The sequence below is a fragment of the Nocardia testacea NBRC 100365 genome, from assembly GCF_000308775.1.
Classification (GTDB): domain Bacteria; phylum Actinomycetota; class Actinomycetes; order Mycobacteriales; family Mycobacteriaceae; genus Nocardia; species Nocardia testacea.
On the sequence record NZ_BAGJ01000127.1, the window covers coordinates 28,736 to 50,862 of the forward strand.

The following is a 22,127-nucleotide window of genomic DNA, read 5'->3' on the forward strand; positions in this document are numbered from 1 at the left end:
GTACCCTGTGCCCGGTGACCAGGCGCGGCGGCCGGGACACCGCGTGCGCCCGCCGCCGTGTACGCGCTGACGAAAGGACCGCCGAGGATGCCGGGGACATCGCCGGACCAGGACACCGAAACCCCGGACGGCAGCGGCGCCGAACGTAGCGGGTATTCGCCCGCACTGATCGCGACCGCGGTCGCGCTGCCTATCGCACTGCTGATCGGTGTGGTGGTCGCGGCGGTCATCGCCGCGCGGACACCGGTCGAACGCGAACCGCTCGCACTGGGTCCGGTGCCGGCGCCCGCGGCGAACGGTCCCGCCTGTGCCACCCTGCTGCCCGCACTGCCCGCCGACCTCGGCGAGTACACCCGCGCCACCCTGGTCGAACCGGCGCCTCCGGCGACAACTGCCTGGCAGCTGCCCGAGGGCGGTGAACCGATCGTGCTGCGCTGCGGACTCGACCGCCCGCTGGAATTCAATCGGGCGTCCCCGTTACAGGTGGTCAACGGCGTGCAGTGGTTCGAAATCCGCGACGACGCGGCCGCCACCGCCACCTGGTTCGCGGTGGACCGCGAAACCTATATCGCGCTCACGGTTCCCGACGGGTCCGGCCCGACTCCGCTACAGGCGGTGTCGGATACCGTCACCGCGCAGTTGCCGGCCCGCCCGATCGACCCGGGCGAACTGCCGAACTGAGCACGGTCAGCGCAGCCCGGTACCGCGGGCGAGGGCCGTCTCCACGAGGGTGGTCAGCAGTTTGCCGTAACCGACCCCGGTCTCGTCCCACATCCGCGGATACATCGAGATCGGGGTGAACCCGGGCATGGTGTTGATCTCGTTGATCACCGGGCCGTCCTCGGTCAGGAAGAAGTCGACGCGGGCCAGGCCCTGGCAGTCCAGCGCGCGGAAGGCGCGTACCGCGATCTCGCGGACCTCGTCGGACACCTCGTCGTCGAGTTTGGCCGGTACGTCGAATTCGCAGACGTCGTCGAGGTATTTGGTGTCGAAATCGTAGAAGGCGGGACCGGGTTTCTCACCGGCGTCGGCATCGGCCAGATCCTCGGGCATCTTGATCTCGGCGAGCACACTGGCTTCCACCCGGCCATCCGGGAATTCCAGCACCCCGCATTCGACCTCGCGGCCCACGATGCCCGCCTCCACGATCACCTTCGGGTCGTGGGCGCGGGCGGCGGCGATCGCGGTGTCGAGATCGGCCCACTCGGTGACCTTGGTGATCCCGATGGAGGAACCACCGCGCGCGGGTTTCACGAACACCGGCAATCCCAGCCGTTCCCGCTGCGCGGGGGTGACGGTGGCGGTGCCCGGCCGCAACACCACCTGCACGCCGACCGGCAGTCCGTCGGCGGCGAGAAGTTTCTTGGTGAACTCCTTGTCCATGCCGGCCGCGCTGGCCAGCACCCCGGGTCCCACGTAGGGAATGCCCGCCAGTTCGAGCATGCCCTGCACGGTGCCGTCCTCGCCGAACGCCCCGTGCAGTACCGGGAACACCACATCGACGGCGTCGAGGGCGGTGTGCGGATCGTCGAGGGAGACCAGTGTCCCGGCGCGGCTCGGGTCCGCGGCCAGCATCAGTTCCCGGCCACCCCCGGTGACCGAGGGCAGGGTCCGGTCGTGCCGGCCCAGTTCGGCGGCGTCGGTATCGGTGAGCACCCAGGTGCCCTCCGGGGTGATTCCGATCGGCACCGCCTCGAACCGTGCCGGATCGAGGTTCCGCAGCACAGCACCCGCCGATACACACGACACCGTGTGCTCGTTGCTGCGTCCGCCGAAAACTACGGCCACCCTGATCCGGTTCATGACCGAACCGTACCCTGCCGGGCCACTGGCCAACCGTGCCGGACCACCGGCGTGGCTATTCGGGTTTTATCTGCCGCCCCAGCAGTTTCTCCAGCGCCGTCTGTACCGCCAGTCCTTCGTGGCATACCTGGTGCACGGCCTCGGTGAGCGGCATCTCCACATTCTTGGCCGCGGCCAGCGCGCGCACCGAGGTGCACGATTTCACCCCTTCGGCGACCTGGCCGTGCGTCGCCTCCTGCGCGGCCTGCATGGACCCGCCGCTCCCGAGGACCTGCCCGAACGAGCGGTTCCGGGACAGCGGGGAAGTACAGGTCGCGATCAGGTCCCCCACTCCGGCCAGCCCGGCCAGGGTCACCGGTTCGGCGCCCAGTGCCACACCGAGCCGGATGATCTCGGCCAGCCCCCGGGTCATCAGCCCGGCGAGGGAGTTGTCGCCGAACCCCATGCCCGAGGCGATTCCGCAGGCCAGGGCGATGACATTCTTACAGGCGCCACCCAGTTCGCAGCCGATCACATCGGTGTTGGTGTAGGGCCGGAAGTAACCGGTCACGCAGGCGCGCTGCACCGCGGCGGCCCGTTCGGCATCGGCGCAGCCGATCACGGTGGCCGCGGGTTGCCCGGCGGCGATCTCCTTGGCCAGGTTGGGCCCCGACAGGACCGCGATCCGATCCGGCGCGGCACCGCTGACCTCGGCGATCACCTCACTCATCCGCAGCAGGGTGCCGTTCTCGATCCCCTTGGCCAGACTCAGCAGGGTGGCGTCGGGGCCGATGGCCGGTGACCAGATCTTCAGATTCGCGCGCAATGATTGCGACGGCACCGCCAGGACCACGATATCGGCGCCGTCGAGTGCCCGCGCGTAGTCGTCGGTCGCCGCGACCGGCGGCAACTGCACGCCCGGCAGGTAGTAGGGGTTGCGGTGGTCGGTGGCCAGCGCCTCGGCGACCTCGGGCCGGCGGGCCCAGATGGTCACCTCGGTTCCCGCCTCCGCCAACACCTTCCCGAAAGCCGTGCCCCACGATCCCGCACCCAGTACCGCCGCCCTCGTCATCAGCCCAATATGCCATGACAGGATGGGGCCATGTGCTCGCACACCGTGCACGCCGTCATCGCGGTGAAAACCCTGGACAGCGCCAAGAGCCGGCTGGCCGGAGTCCTGGCCCCGGCCGAGCGGTCCCGGCTGGTCCTGGCCATGCTGACCGATACCGTGCGCGCGGCCGCGGCGGCCCCGGAAATCGCCTCGATCACCGTGGTCACCCCCGATCCCGTGGTGTCCCGCGCGACCCGCGCGCTCGGCGCGACCGTCCATCCCGAACCTCGCAGCGCCACCGCCGGCCCCGACCCGCTCAACACCGCCCTGTCCACCGCGGCGGCCGCGCTGCGGGACCGCCACGGCGAGGTGGCCGTACTGGCCCTGCAAGCCGATCTGCCGGCCCTGCGCACGCCGGAACTGTCCGCTGTCCTCGCGGCCGCCCGCGGTGCCCGCGCGTTCGTGGCCGACCATGCGGGCACCGGCACCGCGGCGCTGCTGGCACCGGCCGGTACCGCGCTACGGCCCAGGTTCGGGCGGGATTCGGCGCATCGCCACCGGGCCGAGGGCGCGGTCCGGCTGCACGGGGACTGGCCGGGCCTGCGCCACGATGTCGATACCGCCGAGGATCTGGCGGCGGTGCGGGCGCTGGGGACCGGCCCCGATACCGCCGCACTGCTCGGCGAACTCGGCTGGCCGGCTCCGGCCCGGGCCGCGGTGACCCAGGTGTGTCAGGCGTAACTCCGCCTTCGCTCCGCCGGGCGGGCTCGGTGGACCGGATCGGCTCGGCCGCGCCAACGGGCAGCCGCCACCGCGTGAACTCGAGATAACAGTCATCTACGGCATATGCATGGTCACCGGTTCGTAGGGAATGATCGTAGGTGTGAGCGATACGGAAACCATCAAGCAGCAGCAGGTGCTCCCGACCCCGCCTCCGGCCGCCACCCAGATCCCCGCCGGCGGGACCGCACCCCGTTTGCCGGCCGATCGCTACCTGAACCGGGAGTTGAGCTGGCTGGATTTCAACGCCAGAGTTCTGGCCCTGGCCGAGGACAGTTCGCTGCCGTTGCTGGAACGCGCGAAATTCCTGGCGATCTTCGCCTCGAACCTCGACGAGTTCTACATGGTCCGCGTCGCCGGGCTCAAACGCCGCGCCGAAACGGGGCTTTCGGTGCGGTCGGCCGACGGCCGCTCGCCCAACGAGCAACTGGCGCTCATCGCGGCCCGCAGCCAGGATCTCGCGGTCCGGCACGCCGAGGTCTTCCTCGGCGAGGTCCTCCCCGCGCTCACCGCGGAGGGTATCGAGATCATCGACTGGACCGATCTCGACGACGACGAACGGGAACGGTTGTCGGCGCATTTCCAGGAGCAGGTCTTCCCGGTCCTGACCCCGCTGGCCGTGGACCCGGCTCATCCTTTTCCCTACATCAGCGGACTGAGCCTGAACCTCGCGGTGACAGTCCAGGACGAGAGCACCGGGGGCGAACATTTCGCGCGGGTGAAGGTCCCCGACAATGTGGACCGCTTCGTCCGGGTGCGCCGGCCCGGACCCAGCGGCGGCGGCATCGCCGCGTTCCTTCCGATGGAAGCGCTCATCGCGGCGCATCTGGATCAGTTGTTCCCCGGGATGACCGTGGTGGAGCACCATTCGTTCCGGATCACCCGCAATGCCGATTTCGAAGTCGACGAGGACCGCGACGAGGACCTGTTGCAGGCGCTGGAGCGGGAACTCGCGCGCCGCCGCTTCGGTTCACCCGTGCGGCTCGAGGTCTCCGACGATATGACCGAGCACATGCTCGATCTGCTGTTGCGCGAGCTCGAGGTCGATCCCGCCGATGTCATCCAGGTTCCCGGCCTGCTGGACCTGTCCTGCCTGTGGCAGGTGTACGGGGTGGACCGGCCGAACCTCAAGGACGCCCCCTATGTGCCCGCGACACCGCCCGCGTTCGGCGAACGGGAGACGCCGCGCAATGTGTTCCAGGCGCTGCGCGAGGGTGACGTACTGGTGCACCACCCCTACGATTCGTTCTCCACCAGCGTCCAGCGTTTCATCGAACAGGCCGCCGCCGATCCCCAGGTGCTGGCCATCAAACAGACCCTGTATCGCACCTCCGGCGACTCTCCCATCGTGAACGCCCTCATCGACGCCGCCGAGGCGGGCAAACAGGTGGTGGCGCTGGTGGAGATCAAGGCCCGGTTCGACGAGCAGGCCAACATCAAATGGGCGCGCACGCTGGAACAGGCGGGCGTGCACGTGGTCTACGGCCTGGTCGGGCTGAAGACCCACTGCAAGACCTGCCTGGTGGTGCGCCGCGAGGGTTCCACCATCCGCCGCTATTGCCATATCGGCACCGGGAACTACAACCCCAAGACCGCCCGGCTGTACGAGGATGTCGGATTGCTCACCGCGGCACCCGAAATTGGTGCCGACCTCACCGATCTGTTCAATTCGCTCACCGGCTACTCCCGTAAATCCGATTACCGCAATCTGCTGGTGGCCCCGAACGGTATCCGGGCCGGAATCATCGCCCGGATCGAACGGGAGATCGAACTGGCCGGATCCGGCGCCGAGGCCGGGATCCGGTTGAAGGCCAATGCGCTGGTCGACGAGCAGATCATCGACGCGCTCTACCGCGCCTCCCAGGCCGGGGTGCCGGTGCGCATCGTGGTCCGCAGTATCTGCGGGCTCCGGGCCGGTGTCCCGGGGATGAGCGAGAACATCGAGGTGCGGTCCATTCTGGGCCGCGTGCTGGAACATTCCCGGATTCTCAACTTCCGGGCCCAGAACGAGTTCTGGATCGGTAGCGCCGATATGATGCACCGCAATCTGGACCGGCGGGTCGAGGTCATGGCCCAGGTGAAGGACCCCAGGCTGTGCGAGCGGCTCGACGAGATCTTCGAATCCGCCCTGCACCCGATGACCAGATGCTGGGTCCTGGACTCCGACGGCAACTGGAAATCCAGCCCCGACCGGGCCGGGGCCGGCGGTGACGGTGTCGAAGTCCGCGATCATCAGGTGGCGCTCATGCGACTACGCCGTCCGGATCAGCAGTGAACGACGCGCATACCCCACCGACCTACCCGGATCCCCGGACAGCACCCAATATCCACGCGGCGGGCACCGTCTTGTGGCGGCACGCACCCGGTTCCGCGGGTGGTATCGAGATCGCGGTCATCCGGCGCCCCAAATACCAGGACTGGTCGTTGCCCAAGGGCAAACTCGACCCCGGCGAATCGCCCGTCCTGGCGGCGTTCCGGGAGACGGAGGAGGAAACCGGGTTGCGGCCCCGGCTGGGCCGCTATCTCGGCAAAGTGACCTATCCGATCACCGGGCACCGCAAGATGAAACGGGTCGACTACTGGGCCGCCGAGGTCGTCGACGGGGAATTCAGCGCCAACAACGAGGTCGACGAACTGACCTGGTGCTCACTGGACACGGTGATGGCGGAGCTGTCGTATCCGATGGACCGCCAGATCGTGCGGGCGTTCACCCGGCTGCCCGCCGATACGCACACCGTGCTGCTGGTGCGCCACGCCAAGGCCGGACGACGCGACCGCTACCGGGGACCCGACGACCGGCGCCCGCTGGAGCCGGCCGGTTATCGCCAGTCGCTGGCGCTGGTCCCCAATCTGCTGGCGTTCGGCGCGCAGGACGTCTATTCGGCCGAACCGCTGCGCTGTGTGCAGACGGTGGCTCCGCTGGCCGAGGAGCTCGGCGTCGAGGTGGAGATCGAACCGCTACTGGGCGATATCGGCTACGCCGCCGATCCGGACAAGGCCCGGGACCGGATTCGGTCGCTGGTCTCGACGCGGCGGGTCCGGGTGCTGTGCAGCCAGGGCGACACCATTCCGGACCTGGTCCGCTGGTGGGCGGCCCGGGACGGGATGCGGTTGTCACCCGCGCGGACCCGTAAGGGGTCGGTGTGGGTGCTGTCGTTCTCGGGTGAGCGGCTGGTGGCCGCCGATCATCTCGACCGATCGCTGTCCGTCGATACCGCGCCCGCGGTCACCGCTTAGGACGCGGGCCCCACCGGCATCGGGCCGAAAAGACGGCTACGCCCCCGGGGGTTGCCCGGGGGCTCGTCCGTCCGGCGTTCCGGTTGTGTGAATCTGCGAATCGCCGAGTCGTCATACCACCCGGTGACTCGCTGACGAGGACCGATCGCGGGGTCTCGTGCCGTCCGCGGGTGCGAGCACGCACCCGGGATCCGGCGGAGTCGAACAGTGCGGCGGTGCCGCATGGGCGGGCCGGGCACATGGGATCCGGTGGGACCCCGGCTGGAATCAGTGCGTCGCCGGCGCGCTGGGCCGCGGGTCAGCGAGCCCTTTTGGCTGTCGTCTTCTTGGCCGGGGTCCGCTTCGCGGTGGCCGACTTCTTGGCCGTGGACTTGGCGGCCGTGGTGGTCTTCTTGGCGGTGGCCTTCTTGGTGGCGGCCTTGGCGGGGGTCTTCGTCGCCGTCTTGCGGGCCGCGGCCTTGGTGGCCGTCTTCTTGGCGGCGGTGCTCTTGGCCGGTGCCTTGGTGGCCGTCTTACGTGCCGTTGTTTTGGCGGGTGCCTTCGTCGCGGCCTTCTTGGCGGTGGTTTTCTTCGCCGTTGTCTTCTTCGCCGTGGATTTCTTGGCCGCCACAGGAGCATTGACACCGCGTTTCACGGCGGGCCCGGTTGCCGCGAGCTTCTGTTTACCCGCGATAACCGCCTTGAACTGGGCGCCGGGCCGGAACGCCGGCACCGAAGTGGGCTTCACCTTGACGGTTTCCCCGGTACGCGGATTCCGCGCCACCCGAGCTGCCCGCTTACGCTGTTCGAACACACCGAATCCGGTGATGGTGACGCTCTGCCCTTTGTGTACCGCGCGCACGATGGTGTCGACCACATGCTCGACTGCCGCGGTGGCCGTGCGCCTGTCAGTACCCAACTTTTCGGTCAGAACGTCGATCAGTTCCGCCTTGTTCATTGAATCCTCCGCAGACTAATGGCCCGTCGTCGGACCGACTAGGTACCACGGTAAACCCACATTGGGCAAGAGTCTATGTGCCACGCCAAAATTCATGTGGTCTAGCACACGCACAGCTACCACGACATCTGAGGGCCCACTAAGAGGCCGAGAACATTACGCCTGCGAAATAGGTTCCGGCAGGGTCTTTGGTTTCCAAGCCGGCCTTGCCTTTTCGAACTCGGCGATCACATCGCTACGCCGCAGCGTCAGGCCGATGTCGTCCAAACCCTCCAACAGGCGCCACCTGGTGTAGTCGTCAATATCGAACGGCAACACGATGGTTCCTGCGGTCACCGTGCGCGCCGCGAGGTCCACAACCAATTCCAGTCCGGGCTGTTCCTCGAGCAACTTCCAGAGCATTTCGACATCATTCTGTGACATTCGCGCCGCCAGCAGGCCACCCTTGCCCGCATTACCGCGGAAGATGTCGGCGAAACGCGAAGAGATAACTACCCGAAAGCCATAGTCCATGAGCGCCCATACGGCGTGCTCACGCGAAGATCCGGTCCCGAAATCCGGCCCGGCCACCAGGACGCTGCCGTGCTTGTACGGCTCGGTGTTGAGAATGAAGTCCTCGTCACCACGCCAGGCGGCGAACAGGCCGTCTTCGAATCCCGTACGAGTGACGCGCTTCAGATAGACGGCGGGGATGATCTGGTCGGTGTCGACATTGGACCGGCGCAGCGGAACGCCGATCCCCTTGTGCACGGTGAAGGCTTCCATCGTATTTCTCCCTGTTTCGGCTATAAGTGAGTTTCGATATAAGACGGGCTCAGTCGAGGTCCGCGGGCGCCGACAGCGTGCCGCGAACCGCGGTCGCGGCGGCCACCAGCGGCGACACCAGATGGGTGCGCCCGCCTTTGCCCTGCCGGCCCTCGAAGTTCCGGTTCGAGGTGGAGGCGCAGCGCTGACCCGGGGCGAGCTGATCCGGGTTCATGCCCAGGCACATCGAGCAGCCCGCCTGCCGCCATTCGGCCCCGGCCGCGGTGAAGATCTCGCCCAGCCCCTCGGCCTCGGCCTGTTCGCGTACCCGCATAGAGCCCGGTACCACCAGCATTCGCACGCCCTCGGCCACCTTGCGGCCCTTCAGCACGTCCGCCACGGCCCGCAGATCCTCGATCCGGCCGTTGGTGCAGGATCCGACGAACACGGCGTCCACCGAGACCTCACGCAGCGGCATACCCGGGGTCAAATCCATATAGCGCAGCGCCTTCTCCGCGGACTCGCGCGCGGTCTCGTCGGCGATCCGGGCCGGATCGGGCACGTTCGCACCCAGCGGCAGCCCCTGCCCCGGGTTGGTGCCCCAGGTGACGAACGGGGTGAGCGCGCTCGCGTCGATGTGCACCTCCCGGTCGAAAACCGCGTCCTCGTCGGTTTTAAGCGCCTCCCAGGCCTCGACCGCGGCATCCCAGTCCGCGCCCTGCGGGGCGTGCGGGCGGCCTTTCAGGAACTCGTAGGTGGTTTCGTCCGGGGCGATCATTCCGGCCCGGGCACCGGCTTCGATGGACATATTGCAGACGGTCATCCGCGCTTCCATCGACATATTGCGAATGGCCTCACCGCGATACTCGAGCACATAGCCCTGCCCGCCGCCGGTACCGATTTCGGCGATCACCGCGAGAATGAGGTCTTTACTGGTGACACCGGGCGGCAGCACACCGTCCACGGTGATGGCCATCGTCTTGAACGGCCGCAGCGAAAGTGTCTGGGTGGCCAGCACATGCTCCACCTCGCTGGTGCCGATCCCCATGGCCAGCGCGCCGAAAGCCCCGTGGGTGGAGGTGTGACTGTCCCCGCAGACCACGGTGGTGCCGGGCTGGGTCAACCCCAGCTGCGGTCCGACGACGTGGACGATGCCCTGTTCACGGTCGCCCATCGGGTGCAGCCGGATGCCGAATTCTTCGCAGTTGCGCCGCAGCGTTTCCACCTGGGTACGCGACACCGGGTCGGCGATGGGTTTGTCGATATCGACGGTCGGGACATTGTGATCCTCGGTCGCGATGGTGAGATCGGGCCGGCGCACCGGGCGGCCGGCCGCCCGCAGACCGTCGAAGGCCTGGGGGCTGGTCACCTCGTGCACCAGATGCAGATCGATATAGATCAGATCGGGTTCGCGCGCCTCGCCCTCACCCTCGCCGCGGGCGACGACGTGCTGTTCCCATACCTTCTCGGCCAGCGTACGTGGCATTGTCTCGATCACCTTTCGGGCTCGGCATCCGGCCCGGGCCTGCCCGGCACCGGATACGCGCTAGCTGGAATCATGCGACCCCTTCCAGGACACCACCTGGGCTGTTCGTAATGGCATCTCAGAATGCAGGACGCTAATATCGTTGTATGAGACAGCATAGCGGTATCGGCGTCCTGGACAAAGCGGTGACAGTGTTGTATGCGGTCGCCGAGCGGCCCTGCGGTCTCAACGAGCTGTGCGAGCGCACCGGCCTGCCCCGCGCGACCGCGCACCGGCTCGCGGTCGGACTGGAAACCCACCGGCTGCTCGCCCGGGACGGCAACGGCTCCTGGCGCCCCGGCCCGGCCCTCGCCGAACTCGCCGCCGGCGCCGCCGACCCGCTGCTCGAGGCCGCGGGCTCGATTCTGCCCCGGCTGCGTGAGATCACCGGCGAAAGCGTGCAACTGTACTGCCGGGAAGGCAACGAACGGATCTGCGTCGCCGCCCTCGAACCCCCCGCCGGGCTGCGCGACACCGTGCCGATCGGTTCCCGCCTGCCGCTGACCGCGGGATCCGCGGCCAAGGTGCTGGTCGCCTGGGCCGATCCCGACCTGCAGCGCACCGTGCTCGGTGACGCCGTATTCACCGAGCGCACACTCGCCGAGGTCCGTAAACGCGGCTGGGCGCAGAGCGCCGGCGAACGCGCGGCCGGAGTGGCCAGCGTATCCGCGCCGGTGCGCGACCAGCAGGGCGCGGTGGTCGCCGCGGTCTCGGTCTCGGGTCCGATCGATCGAATGGGCCGCCGACCGGGCGCTCGCTGGGCGGCGGACCTGGTCGCGGCCGCCGATGCGCTGCACCGCCGACTCTGAGCGGCGGGCAGCTGCCGTCACTTATGGTGGCCTGATGGGAGTGAACCAACGGTCACAGATCGTGATGACCGATACCGAGATCACCGATTTCCTCACCCGCAGTCGCGTCGCCACCCTGGCCAGCCTGGGCGCGGACGGTAAACCGCACCTCACCGCCATGTGGTACGCGCTGATCGCCGATCCGGAGCGGCCCGACGCGATCCCCGAACTGTGGTTCGAGACCAAGGGCAAATCCCAGAAAGCCGTCAACCTGCGGCGCAACCCCACGGTCACCTGCATGGTCGAGGCCGGGAAAACCTACGACACACTGCGCGGAGTCTCGCTGGAGGGCCGCGCCGAGGTGATCGACGACCCGGAAAAACTGTTCGCCGTCGGCGTCAGCGTCTGGGAGCGCTACACCGGCCCGTACACCGACGATATGCGCGAATACGTCGAAGGCATGCTGAACAAACGCGTCGCGGTCCGCATCGTCCCCGACCGCATCCGCAGCTGGGACCACCGCAAACTGGGCCTGCCCGCCATGCCCCTGGGCGGATCCACCGCCAACGCCCTGGACGACTGAGCCCCCGGGTGCTGCCCGACCGGCAGCACCCGGCATCTGTCCGCACCACCGCGCAACCCACGCCCGCCCGGCCGCCCCCGGCCACCAACATCTACCCGGACGCTACCGGCCCGCATGCGGTGTCCGACCCCGCCCGAACCCGCCGACCAGCCCGCAGCAAGCAGTTCGGCCGGCGTTTCCACGCGCCACAGCTCCGGCCTCACGTTCGGAGGCAACAAGCCCGGGAAAGTCCCGGGGCGGCGCACCCACCGGCCCGAGATCGTTTCCGGGTCGAGAAAGAGCCCGCGCCATCCTCGAAGAACCGACGATCCCAGTGGGCTGCCGGGGCGACACGCCGACGGCACATCCACCGGTAATCAGCCATAAAACGGCTGCTCACAGCATCCTCACGCACGCTCGACCACAAGCAGTCGGCGAACAGATCCAGGAGCGAAACCCCGGCAGCCCCCCGCTCGGGTCACCGACCACCGAAACACTCCAGCGGCGAACCCCCGGCGTCACCTTTCGCCGAGAAGCGGTCCACAAAGGGTCCAGGGGCGAAGCCCCGGCCCGGCCCATGCCCGCTCCCAGTCCATAAAGGGTCCAGGGGCGAAGCCCCGGGCCCACCCCGAACCGCTCCCGGTCCGCGAAGGGGGGTCCAGGGGGCGCCGAGCCCGCCTGGGCGGGGTGCGGGGGTTGCACCCCCGCAAGACATCGCGAATCAGCAAAGGCCCATGCTCTCCATGAGCATGGGCCTCGCAGCTGAGTAGCCCCGACGGGATTTGAACCCGCGCTACCGCCTTGAGAGGGCGGCGTCCTAGGCCGCTAGACGACGGGGCCAGGACTTGTGATCAACTCCTGGCTGGAGTGGATCGCGGATCTTTCGATCCGAAGCTCGATCAGCGTAACCGACCGGGCGGCGGCGACCAAATCGCCTGGATAACTCGTTCCGCACCGCATCTGGACGATGAAGCTGAGAGCGATCTCCGCTGGGGTACCAGGACTCGAACCTAGAATGGCTGAACCAGAATCAGCTGTGTTGCCAATTACACCATACCCCAATGACCTGGGCTTTCGGTTGCACCGCTGGCTGCGGTGGCACCGTCGTTCCGGCCGAGAAAGAGAGTACCAAACCGTTCCGGGGAAACTACAAATCGCCTGGTCACGCCGTCACATCAGGTGTGTAACGGTGCCGCGGTGGGCCGCCCCGCCCGCGGCAGGTGGACGGCCGCCGCCCCCGATGGCGCGGGGACGGCGGTGTCACACCGGCGCTCATTCGGCCGGCGGCGTCCATTCTCGGCCCGCGCGCAGCCGCTGCATGGTGAGCTCGCGGCCCAGCAGTTCCATGGATTCGTACAGCGGCGGACTGATATGCGATCCGGTGACCGATACCCGCACCGGCGCGAAGGCCTTTCGCGGTTTCAGTTCCATTCCGTCGATGAGCGCGACTTTGAGCGCGTTCTCGATCTCGGATGCGGTCCAGGCGGTCAATGGTTCGAGCGCGGAAATTGCCGCGTCCAATACCGGAGCGGCGTCCGGTCCCAAATTCTTCTTACCCGCGGCGGGGTCGATACCGAACTCGCCGGACGGCGCGAAGAGGAATCGCAACAGACCCCACGCGTCGTCGAGCACGACAATGCGCGTCTGCACGAGATCGGCGGCGGCGGCGAATACCTTCTCGTCTATTCCGGCACCGATATATCCGCGCTCGGTGAAAAAAGTGCGCAACCGTCCGGCAAAATCGGCGGGCTCCAGCAAACGGATGTGCTCGGCATTGATCGCATCGGCCTTCTTCTGATCGAAGCGGGCCGGGTTCGAATTTACTTTCGATATGTCGAAGGCCGCGACCATGTCGTCCATGGAGAAGACATCGTGGTCGTCGGCGATGCTCCAGCCGAGAAGCGCGAGGTAATTGAGGAGGCCCTCGGGAATGAATCCTCGAGCGCGGTGGAGGAAGAGGTCGGACTCCGGGTCGCGCTTGGACAGCTTCTTGTTCCCCTGCCCCATCACGAACGGCAGATGACCGAATTCGGGAGTGAAATCGGCGACCCCGATGCGCTGCAGCGCGGCATAGAGCGCGAGCTGACGCGGCGTGGAGGAGAGGAGGTCTTCGCCGCGCAGGACGTGAGTTATCCGCATGGTGGCGTCGTCGACCGGGTTGACCAGCGTATAGAGCGGGTCGCCGGTGCCGCGGGTGAGCGCGTAGTCCGGCACCGAACCCGCCTTGAAGGTGGTTTCCCCGCGTACCAGATCGTGCCAGGTGAGGTCGGTGTCGGGCATACGCAGCCGGACCACCGCGCCCCGGCCCGCGGCCTTGTATTCGGCGATCTGCTCGGCCGTGAGGTCGCGATCGAAATTGTCGTAGCCGAGTTTCGGATCACGCCCGGCCGCACGGTGGCGCGCCTCGACTTCTTCTGGCGTGGAAAAGGATTCGTACGCTTCACCGGCATCGAGGAGTTTTTGCACCACGTCGCGGTGGATTTCGCGCCGCTGTGACTGCCGGTAGGGCGCGTAGGGCCCGCCGATTTCCGGGCCTTCGTCCCACTCGAGTCCGAGCCAGCGCAACGCCTCCAACAGCGCCTGATAGGACTCTTCGGAATCCCGCGCGGCATCGGTGTCCTCGATACGGAAGACGAACGTGCCGCCCTGATGGCGGGCATAGGCCCAGTTGAACAGTGCCGTGCGGATGAGCCCGACATGCGGTGTTCCGGTGGGCGACGGGCAGAAACGGACCCGTACGTTTGTCATGTCCCTCTTTCGTTCAGCGTTTTGCGGCAACAGGATTGGTGAGCGTGCCGATACCGGAGACGGTGACCGAGACCGTTTGACCGTCTTTCATCGGGCCGACACCTTCGGGAGTTCCGGTGAGGATCACGTCACCGGGGAGCAGGGTCATCACGCGGGTGACCCATTCGATGATATCCGGGATATCGTGCAGCAGTAGCGATGTGGTACTGCGCTGTCGTACTTCACCGTCGAGTTCGGTGCTGATCTCGAGGTCCGCGGGATCGAGTTCGGTTTCGATCCACGGCCCGAGGGGGCAGAAGGTGTCGTAGCCCTTGGCCCGGGTCCATTGGCCGTCCTGGGCCTGCTGGTCGCGGGCGGTCACATCATTGGCGACGGTGTAGCCGAGGATGACGTCCCTGGCCCGGGCCGCGGGTACGTCCTTGCAGGGCCGCCCGATGACCACGGCGAGCTCGCCCTCGTAGTCGACGCGGGACGAACTGGGCGGCACGATGATCGGGATATCGGGACCGATGATGGACGTATTCGGTTTCATGAAGATCACCGGTTCGGCCGGAGCCTCACCGCCCATCTCGGCGGCATGGGAGGCATAGTTCTTGCCGACGCAGATCACCTTGCTGGCCAGGATCGGGGCGAGCAGACGGATATCGGCCAACGGCCAGCTGCGGCCGGTGAACGTCGGGGTGCCGAACGGATGTTCGGCGATTTCCTTGGCGGTTTCGCCTTCGATGGCGACGAACGCGACCCCGTCGGGGCTGGCAACTCGACCTAGACGCATGACCGAAGTCTATCCAGCCGGGTTCACCAGCCCGAATGCGCCCGACCGGTCGGTCCGTCCGGCGGCGAGAACAGCGACACCACTTGCGGGATCCCGGGTCGCGAGGTGTACCGTGACCGTCGTACGTTCAAAGATTGAGACGCAATTCTTACATATTGAGATATGTCTCGTTCCGAGATGGGGAACCATGGCGCACAGTCCTTCGGCGGCCCTGCCGGTCGCCGCGTCCGGCAGACAGATATCCCCCGTACACCGCTGGCTCATGCTCGCCTTCGGGGTCTTCGCCCAGGTGTCCAGCGCGATCTTCGTCCACGGGGTGCCGTTCCTGCTCCCCGCGCTGACAGCGGGGGGTATGCCGTTGCCCACCGCCGGCCTGCTGGTGGCCATGCCCACCGTCGGCCTGTGCTGCACTCTCATCGCCTGGGGTTATCTGGTCGACCGGGTCGGCGAACGCATCGCCCTGGTCGCCGGGCCGGTGATCATGTGCGCGGCCGGGGCGGCCGCCGCCTTCACCACCAGCTACCCCGCCCTGGGTGTCCTGCTGTTCCTCGGGGGGATCGGCGCCGCCAGCACCAACGGCGCCAGCGGCCGGGTGATCGTCGGCTGGTTCCCGCCCGACCGGCGCGGCCTGGCCATGGGAATCCGGCAGACCGGCCAGCCGCTGGGCGTCGGAATCGCGGCGATGTCCATACCCTTGGTCGCCGACCGGTTCGGTGTCGCACCAGCGCTCAGCGTGCCCGCGATCCTCGCCGGACTGGCCGCCGTGTGCTGTCTGCTGGGCGTCGTCGACCCGCCCCGGCCGGCCCGAGCCCAGGCGACCGGCATCAACCCCTACCGGGGCAGCAGCACGCTGTGGCGTATCCACGGCGTATCGATTCTGCTGGTCATACCCCAGGCCACGGTCTGGACCTTCGCGCTGCTGTGGCTGCACCGCGACCTCGGCTGGTCGCTGGCGGCGGCCGGCGCGCTGGTCACCGGCACCCAGATTCTGGGCGCACTGGGCCGGATCGGCGCGGGCGCCTGGTCGGACCGGGTCGGCAGCCGGATGGGCCCGCTGCGCCAGGTCGCGATCGCCGCGGTCGCCACCATGGCCCTGCTGGCGCTGACCTCCTGGACGCACTGGTGGTGGGCCGCCGTCCCACTGCTCGTCGCCGCCTCGGTGGTCACGGTCTCCGACAACGGTCTGGCCTTCACCGCGATCGCCGAACGCGCCGGGCCGTTCTGGAGCGGTCGCGGGCTGGGCATCCAGAACACCGGCCAGAACCTGACCGTCGCCGCGGTGCCGCCGGTATTCGGCGCGCTCATCACCGCGACCGGTTTCCCGGCGGTCTACCTGGCCGCAGCGGCCTTGGCAGCCGTGGCGATCCCGCTGGTCCCGGTGGCGTCGGAAAAGCCCCTCGAGTAATCGGGGGCCGAATCCGTTACCGCCGACCGCTCCCCGGCCGTACCGGATGCCCAACGGATAATCGATCGGGTCTCGACGAGCACAGCGAGTCGACCACCACCTGGATAGTCGTGTCTGTGGTGCATCCGGTGGCCCGGCCGGGTCGGACGAGCGGATCGCACTCGTCAGATCTCGATGAGCACCGCCGGATCGAGCGCCACGCGAATTCTCGCGTCGGCCTCGATCTCGGCGATGAACTCGGTGCCTTCCGCCACCGGCGGGTCCCACCGATAGGAGGCACCGTCAAGGGTGCCTCGATGAATCCGTATATGCGGCTGATGTTCGATGATCCAGTACTCCGCAATTCCCAGCGCCGCATACTCGCGGACCTTGCGCACGCGGTCGGTGCGTTCGCTGCCGCTACCCGGTGACACCACCTCGACGGCCAGCAGGATGTCGGTACCCGGAATCAATTTCGGCGATTCGTCGACAATCGCGGCTCGCGCCACTGTTTTGGGGACGAGGAACACATCGGGCTTACGGACACCCGACGGCGTGCTGACCTCCCACTCGCCGCCGTCACAGACGAATACGTCTGCGCATCCCGCGGCTGTCCGGATTCGGCCGGCCAGCGACCACCCGATGAAGTGGTGCCGCGCCCCCGCTGCCACCTCGACCAACCACCCGTCCTCGAGTTCGAAACCCTTGCCGTCCTCCGGCAGATCGTAGAGATCCAGCACTGTGTACGGGCCGAAGCCGACATCACTGGTGGCGTGCCACGCGGTCATGCTGCCTCCAAGTGCTCGGGCCGTCCATCGGGGATACGCCCAGGTATCCCCGATGGTATCGGACACGCAACCCGATTTCGCGCACGGAAATCCGGGGCTCTCGAGGTCAGAGGGCGGCGGCGATCCGATCGCCGATCTCGGTGGTCGACGCGGTACCGGTGCGGCCGGACAGATCCTTGGCGACCGCGTCCTGGATGCGGGCGGCGGCCGCGGTCTCGCCCTTGTGCTCGAGCAGCAGCGAGACCGAGAGGATGGCCGCGGTCGGGTCGGCCTTGGACTGACCGGCGATATCGGGGGCGCTGCCGTGCACCGGTTCGAACATGCTCGGGTTGGTGCCGGTGGCATCGATATTGCCGCTGGCCGCCAGGCCGATACCGCCGCTGACGGCGGCGGCGAGATCGGTGATGATATCGCCGAACAGGTTGTCGGTGACGATCACGTCGAATCGGCCCGGGTCGTTGACCATATGGATGGTGGCGGCGTCGATGTGCTGGTAGGCCACCTCGACATCACCGAATTCCGCGCCGACCTCGTCCACCGTGCGCTGCCACAGCGAACCGGCGAACGCGAGCACGTTCGTCTTGTGCACCAGGGTGAGGTGCTTGCGCCGGGCCTGTGCCTTGGCGAAGGCGTAGCGGACCACACGTTCGACCCCGAACCGGGTGTTGGTGCTGACCTCGGTGGCGACCTCGTGCGGCGTATCCACTCGGATCGCGCCGCCGGTGCCGGTGTACGGGCCCTCGGTACCTTCCCGGACCACCACGAAATCGATATCCGGGGTGCCGGCCAGCGGGCTGCCGACGCCCGGGTACAGCTTGGAGGGGCGCAGGTTCACATGGTGATCGAGCGCGAACCGGGTGCGCAGCAGCAGACCGCGTTCCAGAATGCCGCTGGGCACCGACGGGTCGCCGATGGCGCCGAGCAGGATCGCGTCGTGCTGTTTCAGTTCCGGCAGCACCGATTCCGGCAGGATCTCCCCGGTGGCGTGGTAACGCTTGGCGCCGAGGTCGTAGTGGGTCCGTTCGACCCCGGGCAGCACCACATCGAGCACTTTGAGCGCCTCGGTGACGACTTCCGGTCCGATACCGTCACCGGGGATCACGGCGAGTTTCATGACAACCACGCTTTCTACGAACGAGGCCGCGAACAGAGCGGGACGCGGCTGCCGGGCCGGGTAGATCTGTCACCGGACGGTGGCCGGGTACGGGCCCGCCCCGGAACGCACGGCCCGGGGCGGACGGTTACCCGTCGGTGCACGCCGCCCACCGGCCCGGGCGGCGGCGTGCACGGAACAGCTCAGAACAGGTCGACCAGGGCGACCTTGGCGGCACCGACCGCGGCGGCGATCTCGGAACGCACCGCTTCGGGCACCTCCTTGTTGACCCGCAGCACGACGGTGGCGCCTTCTTTGTTGGCGTCCTGGGTGAGCTGCGCGGCGAGGATATCGATCTCGGCGGCGCCCAGCGCGGTGCCGACCTTGCCGAGTGCGCCCGGCTTGTCCTCGTAGTTGAGGACGGCCAGGTTGATGCCCTCGGCGCGCATATCGTAGTTGCGGCCGTTGATGTTGACGATCTTCTCGACCTGCTGTGGCTCGGTCAGCGCGCCCGCGACATTGATGGTGCGGCCGTCGCCGAACACCGCGCGCAGATCCACCAGGCTGCGGTGGCTGGGGCTCTCGGTCGCCGTGGTCACCTCGGCGCTGATCCCGCGGGCCTCGGCCAGTGCCGGCGCGTTGACGAAGGTGACCTGATCATCCACATGGGCGGAGAACACCCCGCGCAAGGCCGCGAGCTGCAGTACCTCGACCTCGGAGGCGGCCAGTTCGCCGCGCACCTGCACCTCGAGGCTCACCGGCAGTTCGTCGGCGAGCGCACCGAGCAGGGCGCCCTGCTTGCGGACCAGATCCAGCCACGGGGCGACCTCGTCGCCGACCACACCGCCGGTGACATTGACCGCGCCGGGTACGAACTCACCGGCCAGGGCCAGCAGCACCGATTTGGCGACATCGGTGCCCGCCCGGTCCTGGGCTTCGGTGGTGGAGGCGCCCAGATGCGGGGTCACCACGACCTGGGGCAGTTCGAACAGCGGGCTGTCGGTGCAGGGCTCGGTCTCGTAGACGTCGATACCGGCGGCCCGGACATGTCCGGAGGTGATCGCCTCGGCGAGCGCGGCCTCGTCCACCAGGCCGCCGCGCGCGGCGTTCACGATGATGACGCCCTTCTTGGTCTTGGCAAGCGCGTCCTTGCCGAGCAGGCCCTTGGTCTCCGGGGTCTTGGGCAGGTGGATGGAGATGAGATCGGCCCGCTCGAGCACCTCGTCGAGGCTCAGCAGTTCGATGCCGAGCTGCGCGGCGCGGGCCGGAGAGACGTAGGGGTCATAGGCGACGATCTTGGTTTCGAAGGCGGCCAGGCGCGCCGCGAACAGCTGTCCGATCCGGCCCAGGCCGATCACACCGACGGTTTTGCCGAAGATCTCCACACCGTTGAAGCTGCTGCGCTTCCAGGTGTGCTCGCGCAGGGTGGCGTCGGCCGCCGGGATCTGGCGGGCCGCGCTCAGCAGCAGGGTGACGGCATGCTCGGCGGCGGTGTGGATATTGGAAGTGGGCGCGTTGACGACCATCACACCGCGTTCGGTGGCGGCGGGGACGTCGACATTGTCGAGGCCGACTCCGGCCCGGGCGACGATCTGGAGGTTCTTGCCCGCTTCGAGGACTTCGGCGTCGACGGTGGTCGCGGAGCGGACGAGCAGCGCATCGGCCTCGGGCACCGCGGCCAGCAGCGCGGGCCGATCCGGGCCGTCGACCCAGCGGACCTCGACACCGTCACCGAGCGCGTCGACGGTCGACTGGGCGAGCTTGTCGGCGATCAGAACTACAGGACGGCCTGCTTGGCTCACAGTGGGATACTCCTGGATGTGGGGACGGCCAGTTGACGGCCCAAGCTTAGTTCGGACCGATCCGGCCCTGTGCCACCCCCTGCTTTCGGTATCTGCCGACCTGCGCGTACCCGGCCGGCCGGGTGGGGTGGATCACGCAACGGATCGTCGCCCACCCGGGGGGAGCCGGTGGGGGCTTTACCGTGGCAGGCGTATGCGCCCGGGCCCGGGCCGCCGCCACGGACGCGGAACCCGCCGCGTGGACCCGGCTCGGCCCGGGGAACAACATTCGAAATCCGCCGGACCGGATCGGAAGCGGAGAAAAGTCTTCGGGGCGGCGTCGGGCCGAATGTCCGCGCGGTCCGAATTCCGGTACTCGGACCGCCCGATTCGAATTGCCGGATTTTCACACTGGGCGGCCGAGCGCCCTCGCCCGATAATTCTCGATTCGGCGTGTATCAGCCGACCGGCAAAACGACGACCGGCGGACCCGGTCCCGCTCGAACCGGGTCGACAAAAAATTTCCATACCCAGCGGTCGGCTTCCAGTCGAGACCCCCGCGATATGCCCCGGAAACGGAGCGAGGCCCCGTACCTTCCGGTACGGGGCCTCGCTACTTCGTCACACCACTCAGATGGCGCGGACGTCCTGAGCCTGCGGACCCTTCTGGCCCTGCCCGATCTCGAACTCCACGCGCTGACCCTCTTCGAGGGTACGGAAACCGCTTCCCGACACTGCCGAGTAATGCACGAAGACGTCAGGTCCGCCCCCGTCTTGCGCGATAAAGCCGAAGCCCTTCTCGCTGTTGAACCACTTCACGCTGCCTTGAGCCATGTTACTTACTTCATACTTTCTGTTGCGAGCCAGACGGACCACGGTCGATCCACCTGATCTCTCTGACAACGATGCCACGTCCGGGAAAGTTCCTCCACTTCGAAAATTTTCCATTGCGAGGAAGGACTCGGCGCCGAGGAGACCGGCGTCACGCTCCGACGAGGCGATCCATCGCGCGGATGACCCGCTCATCGCCCGGTCGAAGCAGGGCCCCGGGTTTCCCCGTAGTACCCGGGGATGATTTCTCGATCGGATCCACGGAAGGTCTGTGACTTTCGTGACCATTGCGCGAGGGTGAAGGTTCAACGTCCGCCGGCCGGCCACTTCCGCCGTGCCGGCGGACACCGCACGAGAGGATTCGAAGTGTTCCGCACGAACCGAGTATCCGCGACCCGCCGGGCCACCGCCCGGCTCGCCGTCGCGGGTGCCATCACCCTGGTCCCGCTGGCCGGCCTCGCGGCGCCCGCGATGGCCGACCCGGCGGCCCCGGCCCCGGGCTACACCCAGGTGGATCGCGACCGCCACGGTGATCGCGACCGCCACTGGGACCGCGACCGTGACCGTGACCGCCACTGGGACCGCGACGACCACTGGAACCACGACCGGCACCGCGACCGCGGCTGGCAGGACCCGGCGGGCTGGGTCCGCCACCTGCTGCGCGGCCTCTTCGGCAGCAGCTGACCGATATGCGGGCCCGCGTGCGCGGGCCCGCATATCCGGCCGAATCCGGCAGGGATCCGCCCGCGATGCCGGTACCGCACCGCGCGGCCTGCGCACCGAACACCGGCACACCCGCACCGACGCCTCTGTTGCCGGTGCTCGACGCGGAGAAGCCGCCCGTGTGGGCGCTGTCCGGCAGCGCCCCGGCACAGATCGGGCCGCGGGATCGGCTCTTCGCGGGCACAACTCCGCATATCGGTCACCCGAGCCGGCCCGGATGTACGCCCGTAGCGTAATCCGCGCGCACCGGCGGACCCGAGTTCTAGGCTCTGTCCATGACCGAGCCCCGCAGACTCCAGGCGATTCCCGGTGGTCGCGCCGAGCGGCCGCCCCGGCAGCCGGTGGAGCGGCCCGAGCCGCTGTGGCGCGAGGTACTCGGTGGCCGGCTCCGCACGCTGCGCACCGAGAAACGCGAAACGCTCGCGGAAACCGCTGAGCGCGCGGGTATTTCACCGCAGTATCTCTCCGAGGTGGAACGCGGCCGCAAGGAACCCTCCAGCGAGATGATCGCCGCGCTGGCGGGCGCTCTCGGCACCTCCCTGGGCGCGCTCACCGAACAGGTGGCCGAGGAGCTCCGGTTCCGGCGCCGGCCCGTGGC

The 22,127-nt window shown here is 68.0% G+C and carries 20 protein-coding genes and 2 tRNA genes; 9 read left to right on the plus strand and 13 right to left on the minus strand.

The genetic code is table 11. The features are described 5' to 3' along the window. Positions 1-87 precede the first annotated feature (87 nt). Positions 88-681, plus strand: coding sequence for a DUF3515 domain-containing protein (locus ON38_RS17500; protein WP_039825895.1), 594 nt, complete (start codon positions 88-90; stop codon positions 679-681). A 6-nt stretch (positions 682-687) separates the two neighbouring features. On the opposite strand, the gene ON38_RS17505 is transcribed toward ON38_RS17500, so the two are convergent. Together ON38_RS17505 and ON38_RS17510 are read right to left on the minus strand one after the other, a co-directional pair. Beyond that, entirely contained in the window at positions 688-1,803 is a 1,116-nt protein-coding gene (locus ON38_RS17505) for a D-alanine--D-alanine ligase family protein (RefSeq protein ID WP_039825896.1), read from the minus strand. Positions 1,804-1,858: 55 nt separating this feature from the next. Next, a complete protein-coding gene (locus ON38_RS17510) occupies positions 1,859-2,854 on the minus strand; it encodes an NAD(P)H-dependent glycerol-3-phosphate dehydrogenase (protein ID WP_039825897.1) in 996 nt (331 codons plus the stop codon). A gap of 30 nt (positions 2,855-2,884) precedes the next feature. Here ON38_RS17510 and cofC point away from each other — a divergent pair, with 30 nt between their 5' ends. From cofC to ON38_RS17525, 3 genes are all read left to right on the plus strand, one after another. Further along, complete coding sequence (cofC, locus tag ON38_RS17515; protein WP_039825898.1) at positions 2,885-3,574, plus strand: 2-phospho-L-lactate guanylyltransferase; 690 nt, start codon at positions 2,885-2,887, stop codon at positions 3,572-3,574. Between the two features lie 130 nt (positions 3,575-3,704). Beyond that, complete coding sequence (locus ON38_RS17520) at positions 3,705-5,888, plus strand: RNA degradosome polyphosphate kinase (protein WP_039825899.1); 2,184 nt, start codon at positions 3,705-3,707, stop codon at positions 5,886-5,888. Then, positions 5,885-6,850 (plus strand): NUDIX hydrolase, encoded by a 966-nt coding sequence (locus tag ON38_RS17525; RefSeq protein ID WP_051164903.1) that lies wholly within the window; start codon positions 5,885-5,887, stop codon positions 6,848-6,850. The genes ON38_RS17520 and ON38_RS17525 overlap by 4 nt, the downstream gene beginning before the upstream one ends. A 298-nt stretch (positions 6,851-7,148) precedes the next feature. Here ON38_RS17525 and ON38_RS17530 read toward each other — a convergent pair whose 3' ends face one another. The 3 genes from ON38_RS17530 to leuC form a co-directional block, all read right to left on the minus strand. After that, positions 7,149-7,787, minus strand: coding sequence for an HU family DNA-binding protein (locus ON38_RS17530; RefSeq protein WP_039825900.1), 639 nt, complete (start codon positions 7,785-7,787; stop codon positions 7,149-7,151). A 156-nt stretch (positions 7,788-7,943) separates the two neighbouring features. Continuing rightward, entirely contained in the window at positions 7,944-8,552 is a 609-nt protein-coding gene (gene leuD, locus ON38_RS17535; protein ID WP_039825901.1) for a 3-isopropylmalate dehydratase small subunit, read from the minus strand. A 49-nt stretch (positions 8,553-8,601) separates the two neighbouring features. After that, entirely contained in the window at positions 8,602-10,017 is a 1,416-nt protein-coding gene (leuC, locus tag ON38_RS17540; protein ID WP_174372430.1) for a 3-isopropylmalate dehydratase large subunit, read from the minus strand. Positions 10,018-10,163: 146 nt separating this feature from the next. Between leuC and ON38_RS17545 the strand changes: the two genes are divergently transcribed. Both ON38_RS17545 and ON38_RS17550 read left to right on the plus strand, forming a co-directional pair. Beyond that, the gene (locus ON38_RS17545) at positions 10,164-10,865 is read left to right on the plus strand and encodes an IclR family transcriptional regulator (protein WP_039825902.1); all 702 of its coding nucleotides are present in this window, start codon (positions 10,164-10,166) and stop codon (positions 10,863-10,865) included. Between the two features lie 34 nt (positions 10,866-10,899). Beyond that, positions 10,900-11,427: a pyridoxamine 5'-phosphate oxidase family protein gene (locus tag ON38_RS17550; RefSeq protein ID WP_039825903.1), complete on the plus strand. Its 528-nt coding sequence runs from the start codon at positions 10,900-10,902 to the stop codon at positions 11,425-11,427. A gap of 746 nt (positions 11,428-12,173) precedes the next feature. On the opposite strand, the gene ON38_RS17555 is transcribed toward ON38_RS17550, so the two are convergent. The 4 genes from ON38_RS17555 to ON38_RS17570 form a co-directional block, all read right to left on the minus strand. Continuing rightward, positions 12,174-12,246, minus strand: a tRNA-Glu gene (locus ON38_RS17555). Positions 12,247-12,395: 149 nt separating this feature from the next. Further along, positions 12,396-12,467: transfer RNA gene (locus tag ON38_RS17560), tRNA-Gln, on the minus strand. 211 nt (positions 12,468-12,678) lie between these two features. After that, complete coding sequence (gltX, locus tag ON38_RS17565) at positions 12,679-14,154, minus strand: glutamate--tRNA ligase (protein ID WP_039825904.1); 1,476 nt, start codon at positions 14,152-14,154, stop codon at positions 12,679-12,681. Between the two features lie 13 nt (positions 14,155-14,167). Further along, the gene (locus ON38_RS17570) at positions 14,168-14,929 is read right to left on the minus strand and encodes a fumarylacetoacetate hydrolase family protein (RefSeq protein WP_039825905.1); all 762 of its coding nucleotides are present in this window, start codon (positions 14,927-14,929) and stop codon (positions 14,168-14,170) included. A 187-nt stretch (positions 14,930-15,116) separates the two neighbouring features. Here ON38_RS17570 and ON38_RS17575 point away from each other — a divergent pair, with 187 nt between their 5' ends. Continuing rightward, entirely contained in the window at positions 15,117-16,334 is a 1,218-nt protein-coding gene (locus ON38_RS17575) for an MFS transporter (protein WP_218000790.1), read from the plus strand. Positions 16,335-16,498: 164 nt separating this feature from the next. Here ON38_RS17575 and ON38_RS17580 read toward each other — a convergent pair whose 3' ends face one another. From ON38_RS17580 to ON38_RS17595, 4 genes are all read right to left on the minus strand, one after another. Next, positions 16,499-17,101 (minus strand): Uma2 family endonuclease, encoded by a 603-nt coding sequence (locus tag ON38_RS17580; RefSeq protein ID WP_039825906.1) that lies wholly within the window; start codon positions 17,099-17,101, stop codon positions 16,499-16,501. A 106-nt stretch (positions 17,102-17,207) separates the two neighbouring features. Beyond that, complete coding sequence (locus ON38_RS17585) at positions 17,208-18,215, minus strand: 3-isopropylmalate dehydrogenase (protein ID WP_039825907.1); 1,008 nt, start codon at positions 18,213-18,215, stop codon at positions 17,208-17,210. Positions 18,216-18,397: 182 nt separating this feature from the next. Next, positions 18,398-19,996: a phosphoglycerate dehydrogenase gene (gene serA / locus ON38_RS17590; RefSeq protein ID WP_039825908.1), complete on the minus strand. Its 1,599-nt coding sequence runs from the start codon at positions 19,994-19,996 to the stop codon at positions 18,398-18,400. A 609-nt stretch (positions 19,997-20,605) separates the two neighbouring features. After that, a complete protein-coding gene (locus ON38_RS17595) occupies positions 20,606-20,809 on the minus strand; it encodes a cold-shock protein (protein ID WP_030521844.1) in 204 nt (67 codons plus the stop codon). A gap of 363 nt (positions 20,810-21,172) precedes the next feature. On the opposite strand from ON38_RS17595, the gene ON38_RS17600 reads away from it, so the two are divergent. Together ON38_RS17600 and ON38_RS17610 are read left to right on the plus strand one after the other, a co-directional pair. Then, positions 21,173-21,490: a hypothetical protein gene (locus tag ON38_RS17600; RefSeq protein ID WP_051164905.1), complete on the plus strand. Its 318-nt coding sequence runs from the start codon at positions 21,173-21,175 to the stop codon at positions 21,488-21,490. Positions 21,491-21,804: 314 nt separating this feature from the next. After that, the coding region (locus ON38_RS17610) for a helix-turn-helix domain-containing protein (RefSeq protein WP_039825910.1) at positions 21,805-22,127 on the plus strand (323 nt) is incomplete at its 3' end.

Excerpts from the sequence above, each read along its gene's own strand:
- ON38_RS17500 (WP_039825895.1), top strand. The coding sequence starts at position 88 with ATGCCGGGGACATCGCCGGACCAGGACACCGAAACCCCGGACGGCAGC.
- ON38_RS17505 (WP_039825896.1), bottom strand. The coding sequence starts at position 1,803 with ATGAACCGGATCAGGGTGGCCGTAGTTTTCGGCGGACGCAGCAACGAG.
- ON38_RS17510 (WP_039825897.1), bottom strand. The coding sequence starts at position 2,854 with ATGACGAGGGCGGCGGTACTGGGTGCGGGATCGTGGGGCACGGCTTTC.
- cofC (WP_039825898.1), top strand. The coding sequence starts at position 2,885 with ATGTGCTCGCACACCGTGCACGCCGTCATCGCGGTGAAAACCCTGGAC.
- ON38_RS17520 (WP_039825899.1), top strand. The coding sequence starts at position 3,705 with ATGATCGTAGGTGTGAGCGATACGGAAACCATCAAGCAGCAGCAGGTG.
- ON38_RS17530 (WP_039825900.1), bottom strand. The coding sequence starts at position 7,787 with ATGAACAAGGCGGAACTGATCGACGTTCTGACCGAAAAGTTGGGTACT.
- leuD (WP_039825901.1), bottom strand. The coding sequence starts at position 8,552 with ATGGAAGCCTTCACCGTGCACAAGGGGATCGGCGTTCCGCTGCGCCGG.
- leuC (WP_174372430.1), bottom strand. The coding sequence starts at position 10,017 with ATGCCACGTACGCTGGCCGAGAAGGTATGGGAACAGCACGTCGTCGCC.
- ON38_RS17545 (WP_039825902.1), top strand. The coding sequence starts at position 10,164 with ATGAGACAGCATAGCGGTATCGGCGTCCTGGACAAAGCGGTGACAGTG.
- ON38_RS17550 (WP_039825903.1), top strand. The coding sequence starts at position 10,900 with ATGGGAGTGAACCAACGGTCACAGATCGTGATGACCGATACCGAGATC.
- gltX (WP_039825904.1), bottom strand. The coding sequence starts at position 14,154 with ATGACAAACGTACGGGTCCGTTTCTGCCCGTCGCCCACCGGAACACCG.
- ON38_RS17570 (WP_039825905.1), bottom strand. The coding sequence starts at position 14,929 with ATGCGTCTAGGTCGAGTTGCCAGCCCCGACGGGGTCGCGTTCGTCGCC.
- ON38_RS17575 (WP_218000790.1), top strand. The coding sequence starts at position 15,117 with ATGGCGCACAGTCCTTCGGCGGCCCTGCCGGTCGCCGCGTCCGGCAGA.
- ON38_RS17580 (WP_039825906.1), bottom strand. The coding sequence starts at position 17,101 with ATGACCGCGTGGCACGCCACCAGTGATGTCGGCTTCGGCCCGTACACA.
- ON38_RS17585 (WP_039825907.1), bottom strand. The coding sequence starts at position 18,215 with ATGAAACTCGCCGTGATCCCCGGTGACGGTATCGGACCGGAAGTCGTC.
- ON38_RS17595 (WP_030521844.1), bottom strand. The coding sequence starts at position 20,809 with ATGGCTCAAGGCAGCGTGAAGTGGTTCAACAGCGAGAAGGGCTTCGGC.